This is a genomic window from Streptomyces sp. NPDC101181, from assembly GCF_044767975.1.
Classification (GTDB): domain Bacteria; phylum Actinomycetota; class Actinomycetes; order Streptomycetales; family Streptomycetaceae; genus Streptomyces.
On record NZ_JBIWOX010000008.1, the window covers coordinates 98,143 to 120,678 of the forward strand.

Genomic DNA, 22,536 nt, shown 5'->3' on the forward strand with positions numbered 1-22,536 from the left:
GGCGGACGTCTCCTAGCCCTTGACGGCACCGGCGGCGAAACCGGAGGAGACATGGCGCTGGAGCAGCAGGAAGATCACCAGAGCGGGCAGGGCGAACAGTGTCGAGGCCGCCATCGTCGCGCCCCAGTCGGTGCCGAAGGTGTTCTGGAAGGACGACAGCCACACCGGCAGCGTCCGGTTGTCCTGCTGTTTGATGATCAGGAAGTTGGCGTAGGCGAACTCGTTCCAGGCGGTGATGAAGCCGAACAGTGAGGTCGCCATGAGACCCGGCGCCAGCAGCGGCATCGCCACCCGCCAGAACGCCCCGGTCCGGGTGCAGCCGTCCACCTGGGCGGCCTCCTCCAGCTCCGGCGGGATCGTCCCGATGAAGCCGCGCAGCACCACCACCGTGAACGGCAGTGTGATCATGAAGTAGATCAGGGTCAGCGTCGGCAGACGGTCGAGCATGCCGGTGTCCCGGGAGATGATGTAGACCGGGATGATCAGGGACTCCCAGGGCGCCATCTGCGCGATGAAGATCATCAGCATGAACTGCCGCCGCCCCTTCCAGCGCATCCGCGCCACGGCGAACGCCGCGCCCAGCGCCACCAGCAGGGCCAGGAGCACCGCGCCCAGCGTGACGAGGACGCTGTTGCGCCAGAACAGGGCGAACCCATCGGCCGACACGGCTCGTTGGAAGTGGTCCAGGGTCCAGGTGCGGGGGAGGAGACGGGGGTCGGGCGACTGGATGTCCCTGGACGGCTTGAAGGCGGTGGCGATCATCCAGTACACCGGGAACAGGCAGCTCACCACGGTCGCCGTCGCGGCCGCGTACAGCGGGATACGGCGCAGCCGGGGGCGTGCGGTACGGATGCTCATCGGGTCTCGTCCTCCTGGCGGAGCATCTGGCGGAAGTACAGGACGAGCACCCCGGACATCAGCACCACGGTGACCATCGACGCGGCGGAACCGAGGTCGTAGCGCTGGCCGGAGAGGGCCGTCTGCACCGCGTAGACCGGCAGGATCGTGGTGGCGTCACCGGGGCCGCCGCGGGTCATCACCCAGATCTGGACGAACGCCTTGAAGGTCCAGATCACCTCCAGCGAGCACACCAGCAGGAAGATCGGCCGCAGCATCGGGAAGGTGACCGAGCGGAAGATCCGCCCCGCGCCCGCCCCGTCCAGCCGCGCCGACTCGTACAGCTCCGGAGGGACGGTGGTGAGCGCCGAGTACAGCGTGATCGCGGCGAACGGCACCGACTGCCAGACGATCAGCGTGACCAGGATGGCGAAGGCCGCGCCGCCGTGCGCGAACCACGGGTACCGCTCGAAGGACTCCAGACCGAGCGAGGTCAGCGCCCAGTTGACGACGCCGAACTCCGAGTGGAACAGCCACTGGAACACCGTGGTCGCCGCCACCACCGGCATCGCCCACGCCAGCACCAGCGAGCACAGCACGACCGTCCGACCGGTCCGGCCGAGCCGCTCCACCATCAGCGCGACCAGCGTGGCGATCACCATGATGAGGACGACGTTGAGCGCCATGAAGAGGAAGGTCCGGCGCACCACCTCCCAGAACCGGGGGTCCGTCAGCAGCGTCCGGTAGTTGCGCAGTCCGACGAACTCCGCTTCTCCGGAGATCAGCTGACGTAACCGGAAGTCCTGGAGGGAGATCAGGACGGCCCGCGCCAACGGGTAGACCAGCAGGTAGAGCATCCCTCCGACGGCCGGGGCGACCAGGAGGTACGGCCAGGGGGCGCGGGCCCCGCCCACCGGCCGCCCCGGGGCGGGGCGCGGGGCGGCCGCTCGCTCACGGGGGGTGCGGGGCGGGGTCCGCTGTTCGACGACCGGCACGGCACGCCTCCTTCCTTGCCAGGGGACCGACGGACGGGGTCAGGAACCGGCGTTCATCGCCCGGGTGATGTCGCGTGAGGCCTTCGCCGCCTCCTGCGCCGGATCGCTCCCGGTCAGCACGGCCGTCATGTAGTCCTTGACCGGGTTCTCCGCCTCGACCGCCGCCCAGCCGGGCGTGTTGGGCGTGGCGTGTCCGTTCGCCGCGCCCACCGCCATCGCCGCCGCCCCCGGGTCCCCGGCCACGGCGGAGGCCAGTGAGGTGCGGTTGGGTACGTAGCTCATGGCGACGGCCAGCTTCCTCTGCCAGGTGTCGCCGGTCAGCTCCTTGATGAAGGTGACCGCCTCCTCGGGGCGGGCCGCCGCGGCCGGAACGACGAGGTCGGAGCCGCCGGTGAACACCGCCCCCGGGGTGTCGGCGGTCTTGCCCGGGATCGGGAAGAAGCCGAGCTTGTCCCGGAGATCCGGATTCTTCTCGACGACCACCTTGGCCCCGCCCGGGGTCGAGATCATCTGCGCCACCTGACCCTGCGCCATCACCTCGGCCTGCGGCGGGTCGTCCTCGTCGGAGTCCTTGGGGCCTTTGCCGAGCGCCTGGAGCTCCTGGTAGAACGCCATCCCGCGCGTCGCCTCGGGCGTGTCCAGCGCGCCGGACCACCGCCCGCCGGACTCCTCGGCGAGATCGCCGCCCTCGTCCCAGACGAACCCGGCGAGCGCGTACCACATCTGTCCGGGAAGGTAGATCCCCTGCGTGCCGCCCCGGTTGAGCTTCTTCGTGGCGTCGATCCACTGTGCGCGCGTCCTGATCGCCTTCGGGTCGACGCCCGCCTCCTCGAAGAGGTCGGTGCGGTGGATCACCACCCGGTTCGCCGCGTAGTACGGGATGCCGTACTGCTTGCCCGCGTACGAGCCGGGCTCCGCGAGGCCGTTCAGCCAGTCCTCGCCGTTCAGCTCGTCCTTGCGGTCGCTGAGGTCGAGCAACCCGCCGCTCTCCGCGAACTGCGCCACCTGGGTGTTGCCCGCCTCGATCACGTCCGGGGCGTCGTTGCTGGCGAGGGCGGCGGTGATCTTCTGGCCGATGCCGTCCCACTCCTGGATCTGGATCTTCACGTCGATCGTCGGGTGGCGTTTCTCGAAGTCCGCGGTGAACTCCTTCTGGAAGGCCGCGGAGACGCTGTCACGCATCAGCCAGACGTCCACGGTCGTGCGCCCGTCCCCGTTCGCGGAGTCGGACGAGGATCCGGCGCAGGAGCTGAGCGCGGCGGTCAGGAGGAACACGGACCCACCGGCGAGCAGGCGGTACTTCACGGTTCACCTCACGAGCGATAGGGATCGGACGTACCTGACGGGACCCGGCCACCTGACCAGTTGGGCGCACTGGACAGCTCGTCCGTCGATGGTGGATGAAGGTGGCACGGACCCAAGGGGTCGTCAACCCCCGCTGCTATACGCAAAGTTGACGGTCAAGCCGTGAAGCGGGCCATTCGCTCCGGTAGGGGTGGGCGCTACACTTCACCTGACCAGCAAGCCAGTTGTCGCGGCAGCCTCATCAACTGGTAAGAAGCGGTCGGTCGTCGGGAGGAAAGATCATGGGAGCGGACGGGCCGGGGACGGTGCTCAAACGGGAGCGGACCCGGGAGGCGGTGCTGGAGCTGATCGAGTCGCGCAGCCCCGGCGACGCCATCCCCTCGGAGCGCGCCCTGTGCTCCCTGCTCGGCGTCTCACGGCCCACCGTGCGCGCGGCGGTCGACGAACTGGTCGCCGCCGGGCTGCTGGTGCGCGAGCACGGCCGGGGCATGTTCGTCGCGCCCGCCAAGATCACCCAGGAGCTGATCGCCGCGGACCGCTCGCTGACCGTGCCGCGCGCGGCCGGAGCCTGGTCCAGCCGGCTGCTGGAGTTCGCCACCCTCCAGGCCGGGGCCCGGGTCGGCCGCAAGCTGCGGATGTCACCCGCCGCGGAGATCGTCTACGTGGCGCGGCTGCGGCTGGTCGACGGGGTCCCGATGGCGATCGAGCACCTGCACATCCGGGCGGAGCTGGTCCCCGGTCTCAGCGCGCGGGAGCTGGAGAGCGGCGATCTGTACGAGCATCTGCGCGACACCCACGGCGTACACGTCCAGGAGGCGGTCCAGGCGATCGAGCCCACCGTCGTCACCCGCGCCGAGGCAGCCCTTCTCGACGTGCCCGAACTGTCCCCGGCGCTCCTCTTCGAGCGGCTGACCTCGGACACCACGGGCCGCCCGGTGGAGTACGTCCACTCCCTCTACCGGGGCGACCGCTACCGCATCGTCTCCCGCCTCGCGCTCGGTCCGGCGGCCTCGGTGGCCCCGGCCCGGGAGGGCCACCACCCCGGCATCCCGCCCGGCGACTTCGCGCACGGCGACGCCTTCGCCTCCTCCACCCGGGGGGACGTCCAGGCGGGCGGCTGAGCCCATGGGATGCCCGGCCGGGGGCGGGGGCGGGGGCGGGGGCGGGGGCGGTGGCTGACGGCCGGCTGGCAAGCCGGCGGTCAGCCGCGTCGAGACCGAGGAGCCCGGCCTGGCACGCGCCCTCGGTCGTCCCGCGCCTCCGGCCGGTCCGGAGGTGCGCCGCAGCCGCGCCGGGGAGGCGCGAGCCCACACCGAAGCGTTGCCACGCCGGAGACGTGGGGGCCCGGCCCGACCTCGTGGTCCATCCGGGTACATACCGACGGAGACACGGCCTGGCGGCACGCGCTCCGCGCATATGCCTGGCTCTCTGGACCTACGTCAGAAAATGCGACAAAAGAGCTGTCCGGAGTCCTCTGCCCTGGTCCGGCCGACCCCGTTGCCTCACCGGGGTCGCCGCCACCCGACCGGTCGTCCCGCTCGCTTCTTCGTCTCCTCGTCCGTACTCCCGGGCTCGTTCGTACTCCCGGCCTCGCCCGTACTCCGGTCTCGTCCGGAGTACGGCCCAGGACTCCGCCTCCCCCCACCAGCGACCCGCCGTCCTCACCGGTACCAACACGCCGGATCCGGACCACGCCGCACCCACCGCCTCCGAAGGAGTCGTTCATGACATTCAGCATGGAGTTCGTGCTCGGGGGACTGACGATGCTGCTGGCGCTGCTCGTCGGCAGCGCCGCCTGCATCGAGGCACTTCTCAATACCCCTGCGGAAGCGCAGGCCGGATCCGGGGACAACCTGTCGGTGTGACGACCGGCGGCCTGCCGCGTCTCCTCGGGGCGGCGGCCCCGGCCGGGGCGCGCCACTCGGTTGGCCGTCGCCCGATGGCCGCCTCCGGCCTGCCCTTATAGGAAGGTTCCGGGTGCATATGCCCGCCTCGCACACCCGTGGGAGGCAGAAACGATCCGGAAGGCCGTCATGACGCCTCAGGAAGCCACGCCCGCCTCGACGCCCTCGCTCGGAGATGAGGACGACCCCACGGTGATACCGCCGAACAGCCCGGCAGCCGGACCCGTCGAGACTCTCGACGCCCGCGTCGAGGCCCAGGCAGCAGCGGTGGCCCAGGCTCGGGCCGGGACGGCCGGCCAGGATGCGGCCGTGGACGCGGCGCGACCCGCTGACGGCGCGGACGACGCCTCCGAGCACGATCCGTGCGACAGGCCGGACTGCACCATCTGCGCCGACCCCGTCGACGGGCTCGTGCACACCGCCGCCACCACCAGGTCCCTCGACGAAGTCCTCGCGCTGATCAGGCTGCTGGAGCAGACGCCCGAAGGTGACGAGGCGGCGGGCGAGACCGTGCGCACCGCCGCCGTCGAGCGCCCTGTGGACGACGTCGCCGAACTGGTGGCCCGCCTCTCCGAACCTCCGCAGCCCGCCGACCGCGCCGACCAGGCCATCCACGCCGCGGCCGCGAGCCGGCCGATCAGCGACATCAGCGAACTCATGTCGTTGCTGCACCGCCCTCCGCACGACCAGCACGCCGGAGAGGAGGCGGTCCACGCCGCCGCCACCGGACTCACGGTCGAGGAACTAGTGGAACTCATCGCCCGGCTGCGGGCCGACCGGGCCGCGACCGCTCCGCCGGAGCCGGAGAGCCGGACCGGTCCGGCCGACGCGGAGACCGCCCGTTCCGAGCACGAGGGTCCTGCTCAAGAGCCCACCGCCCCTCGGACAGAGGCGGGCCGCGGCGCCGCCAACCGCCCGGCGTCCGCCCTCGGTTCCGATCCCGTACGCCCGCCCCGCGCGGCCGGTACCCGCAGGCCTCCCTCGGATCGCGAGACCCCGGAGCGGCGACGGAGCGTGCCGAACTCGCCCTGGCTCCGCCTGGTGAGCGCCGCCGTGCTGGTGCTCTGCGGCGTCGCGCACTTCCCGCTCCACCCCGGTGACCTCTCGACCACGGGCCTCGCTCTGGCCGCGGGCGCGGCGGGCCTCGGCCTGCTGCTGGCACTGGGCATGATGGTCCGCAACGCCGTGCCCGCCCTGGCCGGGGGCGTTCTCTTCGGCGGTCTGCTGGCGGCGGCCCACGTGATCATCCCCAAGACCTCCTCCACCACGCTGGCCACCGCACTCCACGCCGGAGGGATCTTCGCCACCCTCTCCGCCGCCCTGGCCGGTCTGGTCTGTCTGCTGGTCCTGACCATCGCCCTCGCGTCCGCCCGCGACCGGGCCCCGGACCCCGAGGCCGCCCCCTCGACACGCACAGCTCAGCGCGACAGGGTGTGACGCCTCATCCCCAACCGGCACCGGGGCACCGCTCAGCCGCAGCGGTGCCCCGGTGCGCCCTGTCCGCCCGGCGCGGGCCTCCCCGCGCGGCGGCTCGTGCGGGGCGGGCCCGGCGGCCCCATCCACCCCGGTCTCGCCCTAGCCGAGGCCCGACGCCGCGCCGATCCGGACGCGGTCATCCCCCGCTCCACCAGCAGAGGGAAGCGCAGGAGGCATGGGGGCGACGCTTCTGCGATGGATACGGGCACGCCGAGACGGCACGCCCGAAGCACACGAAACCATGTGATCCCCCATGGGTAGTGGTGCCCGGAGAGCTCCCTGCTCCCGGAGCAGGCGCAGGAACGAGGCGCACTGGTAGCGGCCCGGACCTCGCCAGACAGCAAGCCAAGCTAGCCAGCACTGCGGCATCCGGCGTTGCCACTCAGCGCCAACCCCTTACCTTTCCGCGCCACGGCCTGCGGTCCGCCCGAGACCGCAGCCCGTGCCTTGGGGGAGGTTCGCCGTAGGCCGCGCGGAACGCTCTGCTGAAGACCTCGGCCTGCGGGCCCCACTGCGTAGCGCTGGCATGGACCAGGGGGTGACGCAGGAGGGCGGCGGCCAGGTCGGTGCGGACACCTTCCAGGCGCGCTCGCGCCCCGCGCAGCCGTTCATGTCGAGCGAAGCAGGCGGCGTGCCGGACTTCTGCGAATCAGCCATCCCCGAACGCGGACGATCTCCCGGCCGTCGGCGTCGTACGGCTCAGCTACTTCGCTCCTGCTCGGCTTGGAACGCACAGGCCGGAAATCTGCTGTCCGTTTCCGTGCCGATGCTGGATTCTGGAATTTTGCGCCGAACGGCAGGGTGGTGGCGCGAAAGGGGGCGGCGGATGTTCGGTGAGCAGGATTTTCCGTTGATCGAGCGGGCTGGTGGCTGGGAGGAGACCCCTGTCCTGTCCGAAGTGACGAGCCAGGTGCGTTTTACGGGTGATCGATCGGTGGCACAGTATCGTGCGTTCCCGTTGGGTGAAGTGCCGTTGTCCGCGCTCCGGTTCTCCTCCATGCTCGCGCGGCGTACACCCGCGCTGGTGCGGCAGTCGGACCCCGACATGTATGGCCTGTGCGTGGCGGTAAGAGCAAAAGCGGTATTCGAGCACGCGCATCGGAACGAACAACTATCCGCTGGGCAAATGCTGTTGTACGACAGTGCTCTTCCGTTCGACGCCGAAATAGACGGAGGGCGTTCCGAAGCCTGTGCGGTGGTGGCGCAGTTCCCCAAGAAAATGCTTCCATTCAGAGAGCGTCATCTGAGTCAGGTTGTGGGTGAGGTGCTCGGAAAGCACAGCGCGGTGGAGCGCCTGCTGTACCGGTTCCTCGTCGACCTGGGTCTGGAGGGTGGGCATTGCACGCCGCACGATCGGGTCCGGCTGCAGTCCACGGTTACTGATCTGCTGAGTACGGCTCTGGCCGGTCGGCTCGACCGGGACGAGGATGTGCCGCACAGTACGCACTGGCGTGTCCTGTTCCTCCGGGCCACGGCCTTCATCCGGGACCACCTGGGGCGCGCGGAGCTGGACCCTGCTCTGGTGGCTGCCGCCGTTCAGGTATCGGTACGGACCCTGAACCGGATCTTCGCGAAACACGACACGGCCGTAGCCACCTTTATCCGCGAGCAGCGTCTGGAACGTATCCGAACCGATCTGGCAACTCCCCACTTGCACTACCTGACCGTGCACGCCATCGCCGCGCGGTGGGGCTATCCGGAGGCACCGGCGTTCAGCCGGGCATTCCGTACGACGTTCGGCGAGCCCCCCAGCGAGTACCGACGGCGTATGCATTCTTGTCCGCAGCGGTAGACGATTCTCCGGAGGGCGGCGGGTCACCCTCTCCTGCCTGGCTGTGTCCGCCGCCGACGACGGTGGCCTGTGCCGCGGCCGCCGGGGAACGGCCCAGACCGAACGCACACCATCGCCATCGCCTCCCGCTCACCGCCGCCTGGGCTCAGGAGTGGGGGTGGTGGCCGCCATCACCAATTGAGCGCACGCGGCATTTCGCGGCCTAAGCGCTCGCTTGAGAGGAAACGCTGTTGTACCCGAACACCGCGGTCCTCTCTCCCTAGAGGGCTCTGCCGGTGTAGATCAGGCTCAGCGTGTTCGCGTCTTCCCTGCGTTTCCTGCTGCCCGCCACTTCCAACGCACCCGATCGCAACAGCGAGGGCGGATCGCCAGGGGAGCTGACTACATGCGCCGGTGCCCGCGCGGTGATCACCGCCCTCCTGCGTCCGGCGAAGCGCCTCCCCGCCCGTGCCCCTTCCATCCCGGGCGGGCGAGGATGGGCACTGGTCAAGCGCGTCGCAGCGACCTGCTCGGTCGCCATCCTTCCCGGCGCCGGGAAGGATGGCACGGTCACCATCGCTGTCTGAAAGGAACAGTTCGGCGCCGCCGACCGCACAGGTCCCAGGAGGCGTGGGCCGATGCCCAGGCCGAGAGGCGGTGTTGCCATCAGGTTTACGCCTCCATGAATACCGGTTCGTGAGCTGCTTGTTCGGCTTGGGCCAGCGCACGAGCCGCGCTGTGTGTCTGCCTGAGACCGACCTCCGGCCGGTCGCCCGTCGAAGCGGTCCACGTCACACATGTCACGCCTTGTTCAGCCGTTCGGGTGCGGGGAATATCACCGAGTGACACTGACACGGGGAGCACGCATCACCGGCGCTGTTCTGTGCGCGATTCCGGCCCTGCTCATCATCGCCTGGATCGTCCGCGACATCCGGGCGGCCGGTGGGCCGGAGCTGGTCTGGAACTTCTGGGCGGGCACTGGGAGGCCTGGCGACGTGGTGCCGCTGACCACCTCGGGCACCAGCGCCGTCCTGTTCGTCGCCTACGCCGCTGCCGCGGTGGCCGCACTGCGTTCCGCCGCCGCTTCGTCGGTCCTGATCGTGACGGGAGCCGTCACTGTGGTCTTGCGGCTGCCCGGCGTTTGGACCATCGCCGAGGCCCCGGACCCCGAGCAGCTGCGCGACCGGGCGCTGATGACCACGTACGCCGTGCTGGTGACCGGACTTGCCCTGATCGTCCTCGGGGCGGTGGGCCGACGCGGGGCGCCGGAGGGGGCGGAGCGTCCCAGGGGCCCGGGGCGCGGCGCGGGAGTGGCCGTCCTCCTGCTCCTTGGATTCCAGGGGGCGCTGTTCACGGCCTGGGAGATCCGACAGACGTTCGTCTACCCGTCCGAGCTGTATCCCGCGTGGTTCGTCGGCGGCGAGCCCATCAACATCCCGCTGACCGAGGGGCCTCCCGGGTGGGTGACCGGGACGACCATCATGGTCTTCCTGGTGGCGGCCGTGGGCGCGGTCGCCGGGGCGGCCTTCGCCCGGCCGCTCGGCCTGGTGGCGGGCGGGTTCGCACTCTGCTCCGGGGTGCTGGGCGTGGCGCGCGTCATCCACTTCGAGATGTACGAACGGTTCCCGGACCTGGACACCGAGACGCAGCTGAACATCCTGAGCTTCGTCAGCTCGCTCCTCGTCGGGCCCGTCGTGATCGTCCTGCTCGCCCGTAAGGGCGTCGACCGGACCCCCGGCGGCCTCCCGGGCCCGTGGGGTGGCATCGGCCCGTGGGATGGCACCGGCCCCGGGGGCGTACCGCAGCCCTGGGGTCCCCCGGGTCCCAGTCCGCTACCCGCCCCGGCTCCCGGCTTCGGGCCACCGGCGGGCGGCTACTCCGGGCCACCACCGGGCGGCGACTCCGGGCCTCCGGCTCCCGGCTTCGGGCCACCACCCGCGTCCCCGCCGCCCCGCTGGTGACACGAGGCGGGCGAGGAGGGGCCGGGCGGCTCAGACCCGGTCAGCGCCGGCGATCGCTTGAGGAAGTCCACCTGGAGCAGGAAAAGGGTCTCCGTGGCCTGTTCCAGCGGCGCCATGGACGTCACCCCGCTTGGCGGCAGGGCCTCGTGCCGCCCAACTGCTGGAGCCGTATGCCAGGCAGCGGCACCGCGCCGCTCGCCTGATCCTCCTGGGCGCGGTCGGCGTAGGTCACAGTGAGCGTGAGCGCCGGGGCGATCTCGCCGCTCGTACGCAACCGGCAACCGAGATCCTGGACCAGGCCGAGAACTGCGCGGTGCTGATGGTCGGGGGCGAGTTCGTCACGGTCGATGCGGTGTGCGGCGCCGATAGTTCGGGGAGTGGCCCGGGACTACAGGGCGCTCGTCGTCCACCGCGGTGGCCCAGCCCGTCGGAGTGGTGTCCGCGACCACGGCCGTAAGAGAGCGGGCCACGCAGGGTTCGGCCGGAGGACGTCTCGGACCCGCGGCTACACCCTCGGCCACGACCGCCAGTCCCAAGGGTGCGCCGGGGTCTACGCCGACATCGCCCCAACGACAGCCGCTGGGCCAGCGACCTGACGGCGGAGCTGGGTTCGAACGACGTGCGCCGCATCGTGATCGGTGCCGCGCTGTGGATCCGGGCCCTACGAACGGACAGCCTCGTCCGCTGCGAGGGCGGCACCCGCAGTCGGCTCCGTCGACTGCTCGGCCGCTGTAGATCCGCCGTGCCGTTCAATTACTCGCCGCTTCCGGCCGGTCGAACCGACTGAACCATCGTTCCAACGACTGTCGCGTATCGTCCGTCGAACGAAGTGGCCACCGTGGACGGGAAAGAGGTTGGACGGCGCGCTGCCGCCACGCTGGATCGGAATGATGTGCGCAGCCTCAAGGAGAAGGTCCGGGATCGGCTCGTGCCCGCAGAGCTGACAGGCTGAGCCCGCAGCTTCGCGGGCTTCCTCGGTCGTGTGGTGCGCCCGGCTGAGGATCGCCCTGTGTTGCTCCAAGTCTGCGCCATGAGTGTCCAAGAGCTGGTGGCAGTTCGCGCACAGCATCACCACGTTGGGTGGCGGCTCTTCGACGTGCGGCGATGGTGCCTTCAATCGCCGAGCCAGGACCCGGAAGACGATGGAAGCGCAGACCGCGATGCTCACGGCACCGAGGGCGATGATCAGGGGAAGCGCCCACCACAGGTCCGACGGCGGCGCAGGGTCGGTCCGGGGATGGCCGACGGGGCCCGCGTCCTGGAGCCGGCCACCGACGACAAGGCCGACGGTCGACACCATCGCGGCGAACACGGCAGCGAAACAGGCGCGCAGCGCGGCCATACCGCGCGTCGTGTGCCGAGCGACGGTGCCGGGGTGCCTTCCCATCAGCACCGCCGTCTCTTCCCTGGTGTATCCAAGTGCGTGCGTCGCCCATACTGCGGTCTGCTGGGGCGCCGGAAGCACGCTGACGGCCCGGTGAACCGCATCTCGGTTGTCCACCAACGTGCTGAAGTCGGCGACGTAGGGCGCCGGGGAGTCGACTGGATCGGCTGCCCGTTTCCGATCCAGGCAGATGTGCTCATTCCGGCGCGTAGCAAGATGCTGTACCTCGGTCCGAATCAACGCATACACGTAGGGGACTGGCCGACGCACTTCGCCGGGGTTCTGCAGGGCTTTGGCGAAAGCGCTGCTGACGATGTCATCAGCTTCCACCACCGACGTCGGAACGTTGGCAGCCCGGAGCCGCCGGCGGGCTGTCCGCGTCATCGCCGTACGGTGTTGCTCGAATACCGTGGCCAGCGTAGAGGCGCTCACTTCCCCGTGATCAGACACGTGACTTCGCCTTTCCCTTCTTCGGCTCGCCGGGGGGTGGTTGGAGTCGCGCGGAGTGCCGAGCGCGGATGATCGCAGCTCGCCCGCGCGCCCGATTCCGGTACGCGACGCTGTCCAACAGCTTCTGCAGGCTCGGGACGAGCAGGAGAACCAACAATGCCACCACTCCGAAAGTCTCCACGGTCTGACCTCCTGATCCTCATCCGGCCGTTGAACGCCCTGTGCGTGCGACGGCCGATCACTATGTAGAGCCGCGAGCCGCCCGTTCTGATGACATCCGGGCCGAACTTTCTCGGGAGGTTTTTCTGAGGGCCTGGCCCCGTGGGGCAGTTCGCCGTGATCAGACATGAAAGGCAGTCATGAAAGATCGCGGAAAGACTGACCAAAGACGGCAGGGGCATCGACGAGATCGCCCACGAACTGCGTACGCCCCTCACGGTGCTGCGGGCCGAGGCGCAGTTGGCGCAGCTGTCCGGCGAGCCAGTGGGGCCGCAGGTGGTGATGAGCGAGGTCGACCGCCTCGATGCGGCAATCACGACGATTCTGCGCGCCGCGCGCGCACGGACGGACGGACGGGACCCGGTGCGATCCGCACTCCGCTGCGAGGCGGGCGTTCGGCAGCCGCCCGGTCGAGATCGCCCTTCCCGCCAAGACCGAGGTGGCCATGGCGCCCGACACCGTCGTTTCACTGCTGTCACCGCTGCTGGAGAACGGCCTGCGGCATGCGAAGTCCCGGGTGTGGATCACCGCGCGCCACCAGGGCGACGCCATCGTGGTCGATGTCCTCGACGACGGCCCCGGGTTCGATCCCGCCGAGGTCGACCAGGTCTTCGAGGCGGGCGTGACCGGCAGCGGTGGGTACGGCCTCGGACTGCCTGTGGTGAGACGGATCGCCGCTTCGTCCGGTGCGGAGATCCGTGCGATCGCGGACGGCCGCGGTCACGTTGAGGTGACACTGCCGATCGCGCGTACGGCCACGTAGTCAGGTGGCTTGCAGGTTCCCTGGGTCGACCTCCTGCCATGACAACGACAACCGAAGTACGCCCGCGCAGCAGACATCTCATGCTCAACAAGGTTCCCGAGGTCACCATCTGGTTCTGGGTGATCAAGATCCTTTGTACAACCGTCGGGGAGAGTTTCGCCGACTGGATCAACATGAAGCTGGGCGTCGGCCTGGTGAACACAGCCTGGATCTTCACCGCGGTGTTCGTGGTGGCCCTGGCCGTCCAGCTGCGGCTGAAGCGGTACGTCCCCTTCCCGTACTGGCTGACCGTAGTTGTTGTCAGCATCACGGGCACTCTGTATACCGACATCCTCACCGACCAGCTCAACGTGCCGCTGTGGATCAGCTCCGCCGCGTTCTCGGCCCTGCTCGCCGTGGTCTTCGGCGTGTGGTGGCTGCGCGAGCGCACCCTGTCGATCCACTCGGTCACGACGCTTCCGAGGGAGTCGTTCTACTGGCTCGCCGTGCTCGTCACCTTCGCACTCGGCACCGCGACCGGCGACTGGACCCTTGAGCTGACCGGCTGGAGCCCAGGCGCCTCGGTACTGCTGCCCCTCGGCCTCATCGCGGCGATCACGCTGCTGTGGAAGTTCGCCGCCAACCCGGTGCTGTCCTTCTGGCTCGCCTACATCCTGACCCGTCCGCTGGGCGCCAATATCGGCGACTGGCTGGCGTCCCCGAAGGTCGCTCAGCCGGGCGAGCCGACGGGTCTCGCGCTGGGTACGTTCACCACGAGCCTGATCTTCCTCGGTCTCATCCTGGCGACGGTGGTCTACCTGACGGTGACGCGCTCGGACGTGACCGAGACCTACGAGCCGGGTCACACCGAGCACGCCGCCGGTGACCCGCGCAAGGAGCGTGTCGCGCTGGCCGGCCTCGGACTGCTCGCCGTCGCGACCACGTGCCTGCTGGTCTGGGCCCACGGTCAGCCGCACACCGGCCCGGCTCCGGAGGAGGACAACACCTCTGCCGTCCAGATGGCCCCGGGCGAAGCGGTGAAGAAGTTCCCACCTGCCAAGGTCTCCGCGTTGCGGACCCTCGCCTCGGCCTCGCTCAAGGACGTGCGCTCGGGGAACGCGAAGGGCGCGCACGCGGCCGCCCAATCGCTGCGCGACCTGTGGGACGCCGACCAGGCGTCCTTGCAACCGCTGGACCAGACCGGCTGGACCTCCATCGACGCGCAGATGGACAAGGTGCTGGGGACCTTCGGTATCGACCACTCGAACCCGCCGATGCCGCCCGCCCAGCAGGAGGAGGAACTCAACGCCCTCCTGAAGGACATCGGCTGACCGACCGCACAACTCCCCGCCCGGGTCGGTCCTTCCCGCAGACGGCCTCAGGGCCAGGCCGAGGCCCTCGCCCCCGCCGACCGGCTGTGCATCGGCGGGGGCCGACATCCTTGACGCTGCTGCTGCCGTAGCACCGTCGGGGACGTGGGCGCTTGGGAGGTGTACCCACGGGCCAAGCGGACTGTCGCGTTCGGTACGGGGAATCGGGAGAGTGTGGACGTGGGTCGTGAACTGCGTTGCTTTCCAAGCCCCATGGGCAGGATCTGCCGGGAGAGCGGATCGGGGCCCTCCCAGGTGTCGCCCCTGAGGCAGCGGCAAGTCCTCCCTCTCGCGCGCAGGCCTGCTGCCCGCCCTGCGCGAAGAGCCCGATCCGCACCGCAGGCCGGTGCTGCCGCGCGTCATCACCCCCACCAGGCTCGGACATCGCTTGATGGAACACGGCCCACTCCGTGCCCGATCCGATCCCGGGGGATCCAGATGCGGTGGCCGGCCAGGTCCGCAGGGCTGACCCGGGACGCGTCAGCCAGCGGGTGGCCGGGTCCGACAAGGAGCTCCAGGGGTGCGTCCAGGAGTCGTTCGGTGCTGATCCCGGCCGGGACCTGATCTGCCGGCAGGGCGCGAAAGGACGCGTCGACGGTCCCTTCGAGCACGACCTGGGCGGCCTGGGCTGCGTTCTCCGTGTTCAGTGTGACCGCGTCGAGATCCACCTCGGGGTGGGAGCGGTAGAACCGATATACGGCCTGGGCCGGGGAGATGCGCCGGTTGAGGACATCGACGCGCAAGGGACGGCTTCCGAGGCGCACGGCCTGCTCAGCGTGCGCCATGGCCTCCAAGACCCTCTTGGCGTGCGGCAGGAAGACCTCCTCGTCCAGGCTCAGCCGGGAGCCTCGGGAGGTGCGCACCAGCAGCGAGACCGCGAGGTGGCGGCCGTGTGGGCCGTGGGCGGTTGCCTCGGCCCGCGGGGCGCTCGGCCGTGGTCAAGCCGGTGTGTCGTCGGCCGAGCGGCATCCCGGCGGCTCGGGGCAGGGTGGTGCGGCGGTCCCGACGGCTGAGGAGGTGGTACCGGAGTTCTTTCGAGCGGCGACCGGTCGGGGCAGCGGAGTGCTCGTCGGCGGGCGGTGACGGCTCGCGGTGGTGGTCCGGCTCGTGCGGCGGCCGGGCGGTCCGCTCGGTTCGCTGTCCGGCTGGAGACGTCCGTCCGCCGCCGACGTCCCGCCAGGAGTTCTACCTCCGGCATCGGGTCTGGATGAATTTCGCATCACATGGGTGATTCGTTCACCCCCCGCTTTGATGCCGGGGAACTTGGTGAATGGTTCCACCTGTGGATCACGGCGCGGATGCCCGCCATTGTGGAGCTGGGCAAGAGGGGTGGCCGAAAGGGTTCGGCTGCGGCCCTCCGAGCTTTCTTCGCTCTGATTCTTGGGGGAAACCGTGAAATCTATCCGGGTGTTACTGGTCGCAGTTCTCTGCGCGCTGATGACCGGCACCGTCGCCGGTACCGCTGCCGCCGAAGCTGCTGACGTCGGCACTCCGGCGTCTTCCTCCATCGTGCCCAGTGACGACAGCGGTTGGGGTGGCATTCCGCGATGAGCTGCGCGTCCGACGGCACGAGCCGGTTCCCGGGGAGTCACGGAGAGAGCGGTCCGGCCGGTTCGGGTCTGCGGGAATCGTGTGGACAGGGAATCCCTGACTGCTTGATCGGCAGGCTGCCGGACGTCGTCCGCGGGGTCAGTGTCCGGGAAAGGGAAGTGCTCGGACACGTCGCGCGCGGAGCCACCTACCGGGAGGTCGCGCGGCGTATGGATCTCAGTCTGCATACCGTCGACACGTATATACGACGCATACGCGCGAAGACCGGAGCCCGGAACCGCATGCATCTGTTGCTGCTGGCTCTGTCGGTCGAGGGCTCTCTCGTGAGCGCCGTCGAGGGCCTCGGAGGGCCGTCCTCGCCGAAGGTCCCGGCCGGAACCGTGCCTGACCGGGACCGGGACCGGGATCGGCGATTCGATCGTGGCCGTCCGGTCGCATGACACGGGAATCCGTGACTGGCGGGACCGATTGCCGTCCGCCAGTATTTCAGGACGGCCTCGGCGTTGCCACTCGGGTGTCTCCTCTCCCTTTTCCGCAGTGGGTCCGGGCAACGTGGCGCCCTGACGCACCTCGTTATTCCTTATGGCATCGCCGGGACGTGCGGCGAGATCGGAGAACCGTGCCTGGACGGCGAGCTCTGAGCGAGCCGCTCCGATCCTTCGTCGAGGAGCTGGCCCTGTGTGTGGCGGCCAACGGAGACCGGGGGCCCGCCTTGCTCTGGCCCGAGGATCCGATGACTCTGCCTGCTCTGCAGGGGCTCTTCCGCCCGGTCCGCGCGGCGCCGGACGCCGGGGCGACCGTGCCGGGCGGACCGGGCACCGAGGAACTGGCGGCCGAACTGGGCCGCAGGCTGCATCTGAAGGTGCGCACCTCTTTCTGCCTCTTGTCGCCGGAATCCCCCGTCGTGGAGAGCGCGCCGAACGCCGCCGAGACCACGCTCACCGTGCTGGAAGGAGCCTGCCGCTGCGTCCTGTCACGGGCCGAGGAGGACCCGGCGCCGGGCCCCTCGCACCCTCTCGGTATGCGACTGCGGTCCGGCGGCACACTCTTCGTCCCCCGGCTGCACACCTACCGGCTGTCGGAGATCCACGTCCCGACCACCCTGCTCAGACTCGACCTGGAGGCTCCGGGCTGACGAAGCACGCGCCCGGGGCGTACGCCGGATCACGCCAGGGGAGGCACGACCGACTCCCCGCCGTCGTGCAGCAGTCCCATCGCGGACACCGCGACGCCGGCCTGGAAACGGCTCTCGGCGCCAAGGGTCTGCATCATGTCGGCGATGTGTTTGCGGGTGGTGCGCAAGGACATCCCCATCCGCCGGGCGATCGTCTCGTCCTTCAGTCCCGATGCCAGCAGTCGCAGAATGGTGCGGTCGAGATCCTTGGCGACCGCCTCCAGGCCGTCGGTGGCCGCGTCGGAGAACGGCTGGGCCTGCGACCACAGTTGCTCGAACAGCTCGTACAGAAAATGCACGACCGATGGCTCCCGGACCACCACCGCGCCCAGCCGGTCGTCGCGTCTGGTCATGAACGCGAGCTCCCGGTCGAAGATGATCATCCGGCCGACGAGCTGATGGGCCGTCCGGTACTCGCCGCCCAGCGCACTCGCCGTGGCGACGTAGGCCTGGCTGGGGCTGTTGAACCGGGCGGTGTGGTGGTAGACCGTCCGCATCCGTACGCCTCGGGCGAGCATCTGGCTGTCCCGGAGCAGGGCGTCCTCGAGCACCTCGGGCGGGCGGGTGCCGCCGGGCTGGACGGTGACCATGTCCTCGCGGCACTGCTCGGCCGCCCGGTCCAGCGCGGCCCGCACATGGACGAGCCCCGGAATGATCTCCAGGTCCGTCGAAGCGCCGTGTCTTCCCTCGTTGTAATCGACGGCCAGTCCGGCGAACTGGTCCTGGAATCGGCGTAGTCGCGTCTGCTGCTCCGCGATGGCCCGCTCCACCGGTGCGGTGGCGACGGCTGCGACGAGGTGGGGGTCGACGGCCCAGATGCGGTCGTCGCCCCTCTCGCCCCTGTGCACCAGACCGATGCGTACGAGCCGGTCCACCGCGCCGCTCACCTCCGTCGCCCCGACCCCCGTCTCCTCGGCTATCGCGACCGGGTCTAACCGGCCGTGGAGAGCGAGCCAGCGGTAGACGGCCACTTCCTCGGCGCGGAGTGTGTCTCCCACGGTGAAAACGTTGTCATCGGTCTGCTGTTCCACCATCAGTCCTTTGCTCTTGACACCCGTACGGGCCCGCGCCCCACCCTCATCGGACTCGGAGATCCCCCGGCTTCCGTGGACGGTTCGCGTACCGGCCGGCCCACGTGCGCTCCGGATCGCATGGGTGAGGACGGGTAACCGCGGGGGCGGGTTCATCGCTCGAAATCTAGTGGCTGGAAGACGCCAGGTCGACCAGAACTCGCGGGGCGGGGAGCGGCGCCGGCCGGGCGGGGCGGGTGCCGTCCGTCCGGAGGGCCGAACCGCGTCCGTATTGGTGCGCCTTGCGGATCTTTGGGCTTTTCATCCACCCCCCGCCTTGGTGCCGGAGAACTTGGTGAACGGCTCCCTCTGTGGCTTCCGGGCCGGGTGCCCGCCAGTCTGGAACAGCGGAAAGGAAACGGCGACAAGACGTCGGCCGAGGCCTTTCACGTATTCCGCACGCTGATTCCTGGGAGAAATCATGAAGTCTTTCCGTGTGTTCCTGGCCGCCGTTCTCTGCGCGCTGATGATCGGTGCCGCCGGCACCGCCGCCGCTGCCGAGAGCGGCAGCGCCGACGTCCTCGCGGCCTCGCCCACCGGGCCCGGCGACGACAGCGGTTGGGGCCGTTTGCCCGGATGACCTGCGGAGGGCCACCGGGAGGCCGTCCCGTGGCCGGTTCCGCAGGCTGTGGTCCAGCAGATGTCGGAAGGCGGGAATCAGACAGAGAAGGGCACCCGATTCGGTGAGCAACAGGCTACGGGAAAATGTCCGGAGCATCGGTGACCGGAAAAGAGAAGCGCGCGGACGCATGGCCCCCGGGGATGTCCGGGGCGAGATCGACCGGCGCGCGACCGTCAGTTCGCATTCCGCCGGAAAGAACACGGCGACCGGACTTCTCCTGGGCGAACGGGCCAGGGGCGGCCCGCACCGCCGCCCGCTGCCGACTCCGTCGGAGGGGCCCCGTGACACGGCCTCCTTCGCCGAGCTGCTGAAGAACCACCGGAGCCGCTACGGGCTGACCCAGCAACAGCTGGCGGATTTCGCCACGTTGAGCGTCCGCGCCATCCGCGACCTGGAGAGCGGGCGGGTCCGGCGGCCGCGGCGGGAGAGTGTGGGGCTGCTGGCCGACGCGTTGCGGCTGAGCGATCCCGAGCGGCAGCAACTGCACGCCGCCGGGGGCAGCCCGTCACACCTGCGGGACGCGCTGCTCGCAAAGCCCGCCTCCGCTCCGCCCGCGCTGCCCGAACCACCCGCTCCGCCCGGCACGCTGGTGGGCCGGGAAGCGGAGCTCCAGGTGTTGCTCGATCAGGTGACCGTCTACGGACACCGTCTGGTCAGCGTCGTCGGCATCAGCGGCATCGGCAAGACGCATCTGGTGCTGGAGGCGGCCCGGGTGCTGCGGGCCAGGGGATGGCGGGTCGGGTGGCACACGTCGGCCGGAGGAACCCCGTGCTGCGGGGTGTTCCCCGCGGCCGTCCCCGACCCCGGTGGACCCTCGCCGGGCACCGCCGACGCGACCGCCGCCCTCGTCGCCGCGACCGGCGACCGGCATGACCTGCTGATCATCGACGGGGTCGATGCCGCGCGTCCCGGTGGAGTGGACGTGGGTGAGCTGCTCCGGTGTTGTCCGCGGCTGCACGTCGTGGTGACCGGCCTGACGCCGCGGGACCTGCCGGGTGAGCGCGTCCTGCCGCTCACCGCCATGGCCGTGCCGGAGGAGGCGGCGGACTACGACCACGTCCGGCTGGGCGAGGTCGAGTCCGTGGCGTTGTTCTTGTCCCACATGCGCCGCTCACAGCCGGGGTTCCGGCTCCGGGAGGACAACGCGCGCGCGGTGGTGCGGCTGTGCCGATGGCTCGACGGCGTGCCCAGGGCCCTCGAACACGCGGCAGGCTGGGGCCTGGTGTATCCCCCCGAGCTCCTGCTGGCCCGCGCCGGCCGCGACTTCTCCCTCCTCTCCTCCCCGGCGGGCTGCGGCTGCCTGGACCTGCTGCCCTCCGTGGCGCGCAGCGTCGACATCGTGGCCGAGAGCTGCCGCCTGGTGCTCGCCGAGGTCGCCGACCGTCCGCACTGGACGGTCGGCGACCTCGATCGCCTCGTACCGGATCCGGCCGCGGCCCTGCACACCCTGCTGGTCCACGGCCTGGTCCGGCCGGCGGGCGCCCACCTGCCGGAGCGGTTCACCGCGCTGCATCTGGTCCGGATCCTGCACGCACGGGACAGGAATCCGGCGGGCGTGGGCCAGGTCGCCCCAGACTGCCGCTGAATCTGCCTACCGGTACCGACAGCGGCCCATACGTTTACCCGTGTCTCGTAACGGCCGAAGAAAGGGCCTGACCATGGTGACCTGTCCTGAATGTGAGAGCTCGGTGGTTCCCGCCGGAACACCGGTGATCGGCGAGATAGTGGAATGCGGTGAGTGCGCCAGTGAACTGGAAATCCTGACGCTCGACCCGATACGGGCGGCGATCGCTCCGGAGATCGAAGAGGACTGGGGCGAGTGAGCCGCGCCGAGCCGTTCGTGATTCTCGCGTCCCGCGTTCGGGCCAGCGAGAAGCGGATTTTCGAAGCCCTCTCGCGCAGAGGGATCGCCCACCGGCACATCGACAGCCGTACGTGGTGGCACCCCCTCGGTGGCCACGACGGACACCCGATCGTGCTGAACCGGGAGATCGGGCTCGCCAGGGCGACGTACGCCGCCGAAGCGTTCGAGGCGGCGGGTGCGATCGTGGTGAACTCCGCGCGCGCGACCGCCCTGTGCGGGGACAAGTGGCGCACGTCCGTGGCGCTCGTCGAAGCGGATCTGCCGACTCCGCGGACGGCCCTCGGGCTGACCCCGGAAGCGGCGCTGACGGCTCTGGAGAGCATCGGCTATCCGGCCGTGGTGAAGCCCCTGCAGGGTTCATGGGGCCGCCTGGTGTCCGCCCTGCCGGACCGGCGGACCGCCGAGACCGTCCTGGAGTACGTCGCCGCGCTGCCCTCACCGCAGGCCCGGATCGTCTACCTGCAGGAATGGATAGCCAAACCGGGCCGCGACATCCGGGTGATCGTGGTGGGCGGCGAGGCGCTGGCCGCGACCTACCGGCGCAGCGAGCACTGGCGTACCAATGTGGCGCGGGGGGCGGTGAGCGAGCTGTGCCCCATGACTCCGCACATCGAGAAGCTCGCCGTCATGGCCGCGCAAGCCGTGGAGGCCGAGATCGCCGGCGTCGACCTGATCGAGGACGGGACGGGAGAGCTGCTGGTCCTGGAGGTCAACCACGGCGTCGAGTTCTCCGGCCTCCAACAGGCCCTAGGCGACGGGGTCTCCGTCGCCGACCGTATCGTCGACCACCTCCTGGAGAAGTCACGCTCATGCTCCGCGTAGCCATCGTCGGGGCGTCCGGCTACATCGGCGGCGAACTGCTCCGGCTCCTGCACGGCCATCCACGGGTCACGGTCGTGGCCGCGACCTCCGACCGCCTCGCCGGACGCCGGGTGGACGGCCCCCATCCCAACCTCCGCGGCCACACGGACCTGTGCTTCGTCGGCCACGACTCCCTGGAGAAGACCGATGCGGACGTGCTCTTCCTGGCCGCTCCGCACCGCGAGACCATGGGAAGGATGGCCCAGTTCCTCCAACTGGCCAGGACCGTGATCGACCTGTCCGGCGATTTCCGGCTGAGCGATCCCGAGGTCTACGCGTCCTACTACGGAGTCGCCCATGCCGCCCCGCAGCTGATATCCGGATTCACCACCGGTCTGCCCGAATGGCATCGCGCCCCGCTGGCCACCAGTGACCGCATCGCGGTTCCCGGGTGCATGGCCACCGCGGGCATTCTCGCGGTCAAGCCGCTGGCCCTCGCGGGCCTGATCACGGGCCCGGTCGCGGTGGACGCCCGAACGGGGTCCAGCGGGTCGGGTGTCTCCGGCGGACCCGCCGGCGCCCATGCCGAACGCAGTGGCGCCCTGCGGGTGTTCGCTCCCTCCGGGCACCGGCACGAGGCCGAGATCGCGCAGGCCACGGCCCGGCCGGTGCGGATGACCGCCACCGGCGTCGAGGCGGTCCGCGGGGTGCAGGTGCTGTGCCACGTGACGCTGGCGTCCGGAGTCGCGGAGAGAGACGTCCGGTCGGCCTACCGCGCGGCGTACGGGAACGAGCCGTTCGTCCGCGTCATCGCCCAGCGGCAGGGTCTGTACCGGCTCCCGGAACCGAAGATCCTGACCGGGTCGAACTACTGCGACGTCGGATTCGCGGTGTCCGCGGCCGACGGCACCGCGGTCCTGATCGGCGCCCTGGACAACCTGGTCAAGGGCGGCGCGGGCGGCGCCGTGCAATGCATGAACGTCCGCTTCGGCTGGCCCGAGCGGACCGGACTGGAATTCTTCGGGCTGCATCCGAACTGA

General features: G+C 70.1%; 20 protein-coding genes and 1 pseudogene. 15 read left to right on the top strand and 6 right to left on the bottom strand.

Going from position 1 to position 22,536, the window contains the following annotated elements:
- Positions 1–12 precede the first annotated feature (12 nt).
- The 3 genes from ACIRRU_RS14430 to ACIRRU_RS14440 are packed head-to-tail and all read right to left on the bottom strand — an operon-like array spanning position 13 to position 3,137.
- Entirely contained in the window at positions 13–858 is an 846-nt protein-coding gene (locus tag ACIRRU_RS14430; protein WP_403679846.1) for a carbohydrate ABC transporter permease, read from the bottom strand.
- Entirely contained in the window at positions 855–1,832 is a 978-nt protein-coding gene (locus tag ACIRRU_RS14435) for a carbohydrate ABC transporter permease (protein WP_403679849.1), read from the bottom strand. The genes ACIRRU_RS14430 and ACIRRU_RS14435 overlap by 4 nt, the downstream gene beginning before the upstream one ends.
- 39 nt (positions 1,833–1,871) lie before the next feature.
- Positions 1,872–3,137 (bottom strand): extracellular solute-binding protein, encoded by a 1,266-nt coding sequence (locus ACIRRU_RS14440; RefSeq protein WP_403679852.1) that lies wholly within the window; start codon positions 3,135–3,137, stop codon positions 1,872–1,874.
- A gap of 281 nt (positions 3,138–3,418) precedes the next feature.
- Between ACIRRU_RS14440 and ACIRRU_RS14445 the strand changes: the two genes are divergently transcribed.
- The 5 genes from ACIRRU_RS14445 (at position 3,419) to ACIRRU_RS14465 (ending at position 10,249) form a co-directional block, all read left to right on the top strand.
- Positions 3,419–4,258: a GntR family transcriptional regulator gene (locus tag ACIRRU_RS14445; RefSeq protein ID WP_403679855.1), complete on the top strand. Its 840-nt coding sequence runs from the start codon at positions 3,419–3,421 to the stop codon at positions 4,256–4,258.
- Between the two features lie 603 nt (positions 4,259–4,861).
- The gene (locus ACIRRU_RS14450; RefSeq protein WP_363202186.1) at positions 4,862–5,002 is read left to right on the top strand and encodes a hypothetical protein; all 141 of its coding nucleotides are present in this window, start codon (positions 4,862–4,864) and stop codon (positions 5,000–5,002) included.
- Between the two features lie 168 nt (positions 5,003–5,170).
- The gene (locus tag ACIRRU_RS14455) at positions 5,171–6,478 is read left to right on the top strand and encodes a hypothetical protein (RefSeq protein ID WP_403679856.1); all 1,308 of its coding nucleotides are present in this window, start codon (positions 5,171–5,173) and stop codon (positions 6,476–6,478) included.
- Between the two features lie 577 nt (positions 6,479–7,055).
- The gene (locus ACIRRU_RS14460; protein ID WP_403679858.1) at positions 7,056–8,309 is read left to right on the top strand and encodes a helix-turn-helix domain-containing protein; all 1,254 of its coding nucleotides are present in this window, start codon (positions 7,056–7,058) and stop codon (positions 8,307–8,309) included.
- 821 nt (positions 8,310–9,130) lie between these two features.
- A complete protein-coding gene (locus ACIRRU_RS14465; protein WP_403679860.1) occupies positions 9,131–10,249 on the top strand; it encodes a hypothetical protein in 1,119 nt (372 codons plus the stop codon).
- Positions 10,250–10,910: 661 nt separating this feature from the next.
- On the opposite strand, the gene ACIRRU_RS14470 is transcribed toward ACIRRU_RS14465, so the two are convergent.
- Positions 10,911–12,017 (bottom strand): sigma factor-like helix-turn-helix DNA-binding protein, encoded by a 1,107-nt coding sequence (locus tag ACIRRU_RS14470; RefSeq protein WP_403679863.1) that lies wholly within the window; start codon positions 12,015–12,017, stop codon positions 10,911–10,913.
- A 504-nt stretch (positions 12,018–12,521) separates the two neighbouring features.
- Between ACIRRU_RS14470 and ACIRRU_RS14475 the strand changes: the two are divergent.
- The 3 genes and pseudogenes from ACIRRU_RS14475 to ACIRRU_RS14485 form a co-directional block, all read left to right on the top strand.
- A pseudogene (locus tag ACIRRU_RS14475) lies at positions 12,522–12,587 on the top strand (hypothetical protein); the annotation flags it as partial.
- 160 nt (positions 12,588–12,747) lie between these two features.
- Entirely contained in the window at positions 12,748–13,065 is a 318-nt protein-coding gene (locus ACIRRU_RS14480; RefSeq protein WP_403679865.1) for an ATP-binding protein, read from the top strand.
- Between the two features lie 80 nt (positions 13,066–13,145).
- On the top strand, positions 13,146–14,375 hold the full coding sequence (locus ACIRRU_RS14485) for a hypothetical protein (RefSeq protein ID WP_403679868.1): 1,230 nt from the start codon (positions 13,146–13,148) through the stop codon (positions 14,373–14,375).
- Positions 14,376–14,776: 401 nt separating this feature from the next.
- Here ACIRRU_RS14485 and ACIRRU_RS14490 read toward each other — a convergent pair whose 3' ends face one another.
- Positions 14,777–15,277 carry a LysR substrate-binding domain-containing protein gene (locus ACIRRU_RS14490; RefSeq protein WP_403679870.1) on the bottom strand — a complete coding sequence of 167 codons (501 nt, stop codon included), beginning with the start codon at positions 15,275–15,277 and terminating at the stop codon, positions 14,777–14,779.
- Between the two features lie 684 nt (positions 15,278–15,961).
- Here ACIRRU_RS14490 and ACIRRU_RS14495 point away from each other — a divergent pair.
- Together ACIRRU_RS14495 and ACIRRU_RS14500 are read left to right on the top strand one after the other, a co-directional pair.
- Positions 15,962–16,405 carry a response regulator transcription factor gene (locus tag ACIRRU_RS14495; RefSeq protein ID WP_403679873.1) on the top strand — a complete coding sequence of 148 codons (444 nt, stop codon included), beginning with the start codon at positions 15,962–15,964 and terminating at the stop codon, positions 16,403–16,405.
- 293 nt (positions 16,406–16,698) lie between these two features.
- Positions 16,699–17,100 (top strand): hypothetical protein, encoded by a 402-nt coding sequence (locus ACIRRU_RS14500; protein ID WP_403679876.1) that lies wholly within the window; start codon positions 16,699–16,701, stop codon positions 17,098–17,100.
- A 29-nt stretch (positions 17,101–17,129) separates the two neighbouring features.
- Here the strand turns inward: ACIRRU_RS14500 and ACIRRU_RS14505 are convergent, their stop codons facing one another.
- Positions 17,130–18,137, bottom strand: a complete 1,008-nt coding sequence (locus ACIRRU_RS14505) for a LuxR C-terminal-related transcriptional regulator (protein WP_403679878.1) — start codon at positions 18,135–18,137, stop codon at positions 17,130–17,132.
- Between the two features lie 493 nt (positions 18,138–18,630).
- On the opposite strand from ACIRRU_RS14505, the gene ACIRRU_RS14510 reads away from it, so the two are divergent.
- The 5 genes from ACIRRU_RS14510 (at position 18,631) to argC (ending at position 22,536) form a co-directional block, all read left to right on the top strand.
- Positions 18,631–18,789, top strand: a complete 159-nt coding sequence (locus tag ACIRRU_RS14510) for a hypothetical protein (RefSeq protein ID WP_363202808.1) — start codon at positions 18,631–18,633, stop codon at positions 18,787–18,789.
- 169 nt (positions 18,790–18,958) lie between these two features.
- Complete coding sequence (locus tag ACIRRU_RS14515; RefSeq protein ID WP_403679881.1) at positions 18,959–20,416, top strand: helix-turn-helix domain-containing protein; 1,458 nt, start codon at positions 18,959–18,961, stop codon at positions 20,414–20,416.
- 73 nt (positions 20,417–20,489) lie between these two features.
- The gene (locus ACIRRU_RS14520) at positions 20,490–20,654 is read left to right on the top strand and encodes a lysine biosynthesis protein LysW (RefSeq protein WP_403679884.1); all 165 of its coding nucleotides are present in this window, start codon (positions 20,490–20,492) and stop codon (positions 20,652–20,654) included.
- Positions 20,651–21,517 carry a RimK family alpha-L-glutamate ligase gene (locus tag ACIRRU_RS14525; protein WP_403679885.1) on the top strand — a complete coding sequence of 289 codons (867 nt, stop codon included), beginning with the start codon at positions 20,651–20,653 and terminating at the stop codon, positions 21,515–21,517. The genes ACIRRU_RS14520 and ACIRRU_RS14525 overlap by 4 nt, the downstream gene beginning before the upstream one ends.
- Positions 21,505–22,536 (top strand): N-acetyl-gamma-glutamyl-phosphate reductase, encoded by a 1,032-nt coding sequence (argC, locus tag ACIRRU_RS14530; RefSeq protein ID WP_403679888.1) that lies wholly within the window; start codon positions 21,505–21,507, stop codon positions 22,534–22,536. Before ACIRRU_RS14525 ends, argC begins: the two co-directional genes overlap by 13 nt.

Excerpts from the sequence above, each read along its gene's own strand:
- ACIRRU_RS14430 (WP_403679846.1), bottom strand. The coding sequence starts at position 858 with ATGAGCATCCGTACCGCACGCCCCCGGCTGCGCCGTATCCCGCTGTAC.
- ACIRRU_RS14445 (WP_403679855.1), top strand. The coding sequence starts at position 3,419 with ATGGGAGCGGACGGGCCGGGGACGGTGCTCAAACGGGAGCGGACCCGG.
- ACIRRU_RS14450 (WP_363202186.1), top strand. The coding sequence starts at position 4,862 with ATGACATTCAGCATGGAGTTCGTGCTCGGGGGACTGACGATGCTGCTG.
- ACIRRU_RS14455 (WP_403679856.1), top strand. The coding sequence starts at position 5,171 with ATGACGCCTCAGGAAGCCACGCCCGCCTCGACGCCCTCGCTCGGAGAT.
- ACIRRU_RS14470 (WP_403679863.1), bottom strand. The coding sequence starts at position 12,017 with ATGACGCGGACAGCCCGCCGGCGGCTCCGGGCTGCCAACGTTCCGACG.
- ACIRRU_RS14480 (WP_403679865.1), top strand. The coding sequence starts at position 12,748 with ATGGCGCCCGACACCGTCGTTTCACTGCTGTCACCGCTGCTGGAGAAC.
- ACIRRU_RS14485 (WP_403679868.1), top strand. The coding sequence starts at position 13,146 with ATGCTCAACAAGGTTCCCGAGGTCACCATCTGGTTCTGGGTGATCAAG.
- ACIRRU_RS14495 (WP_403679873.1), top strand. The coding sequence starts at position 15,962 with ATGAGCTGCGCGTCCGACGGCACGAGCCGGTTCCCGGGGAGTCACGGA.
- ACIRRU_RS14500 (WP_403679876.1), top strand. The coding sequence starts at position 16,699 with ATGACTCTGCCTGCTCTGCAGGGGCTCTTCCGCCCGGTCCGCGCGGCG.
- ACIRRU_RS14510 (WP_363202808.1), top strand. The coding sequence starts at position 18,631 with ATGAAGTCTTTCCGTGTGTTCCTGGCCGCCGTTCTCTGCGCGCTGATG.
- ACIRRU_RS14515 (WP_403679881.1), top strand. The coding sequence starts at position 18,959 with ATGGCCCCCGGGGATGTCCGGGGCGAGATCGACCGGCGCGCGACCGTC.
- ACIRRU_RS14520 (WP_403679884.1), top strand. The coding sequence starts at position 20,490 with ATGGTGACCTGTCCTGAATGTGAGAGCTCGGTGGTTCCCGCCGGAACA.
- argC (WP_403679888.1), top strand. The coding sequence starts at position 21,505 with ATGCTCCGCGTAGCCATCGTCGGGGCGTCCGGCTACATCGGCGGCGAA.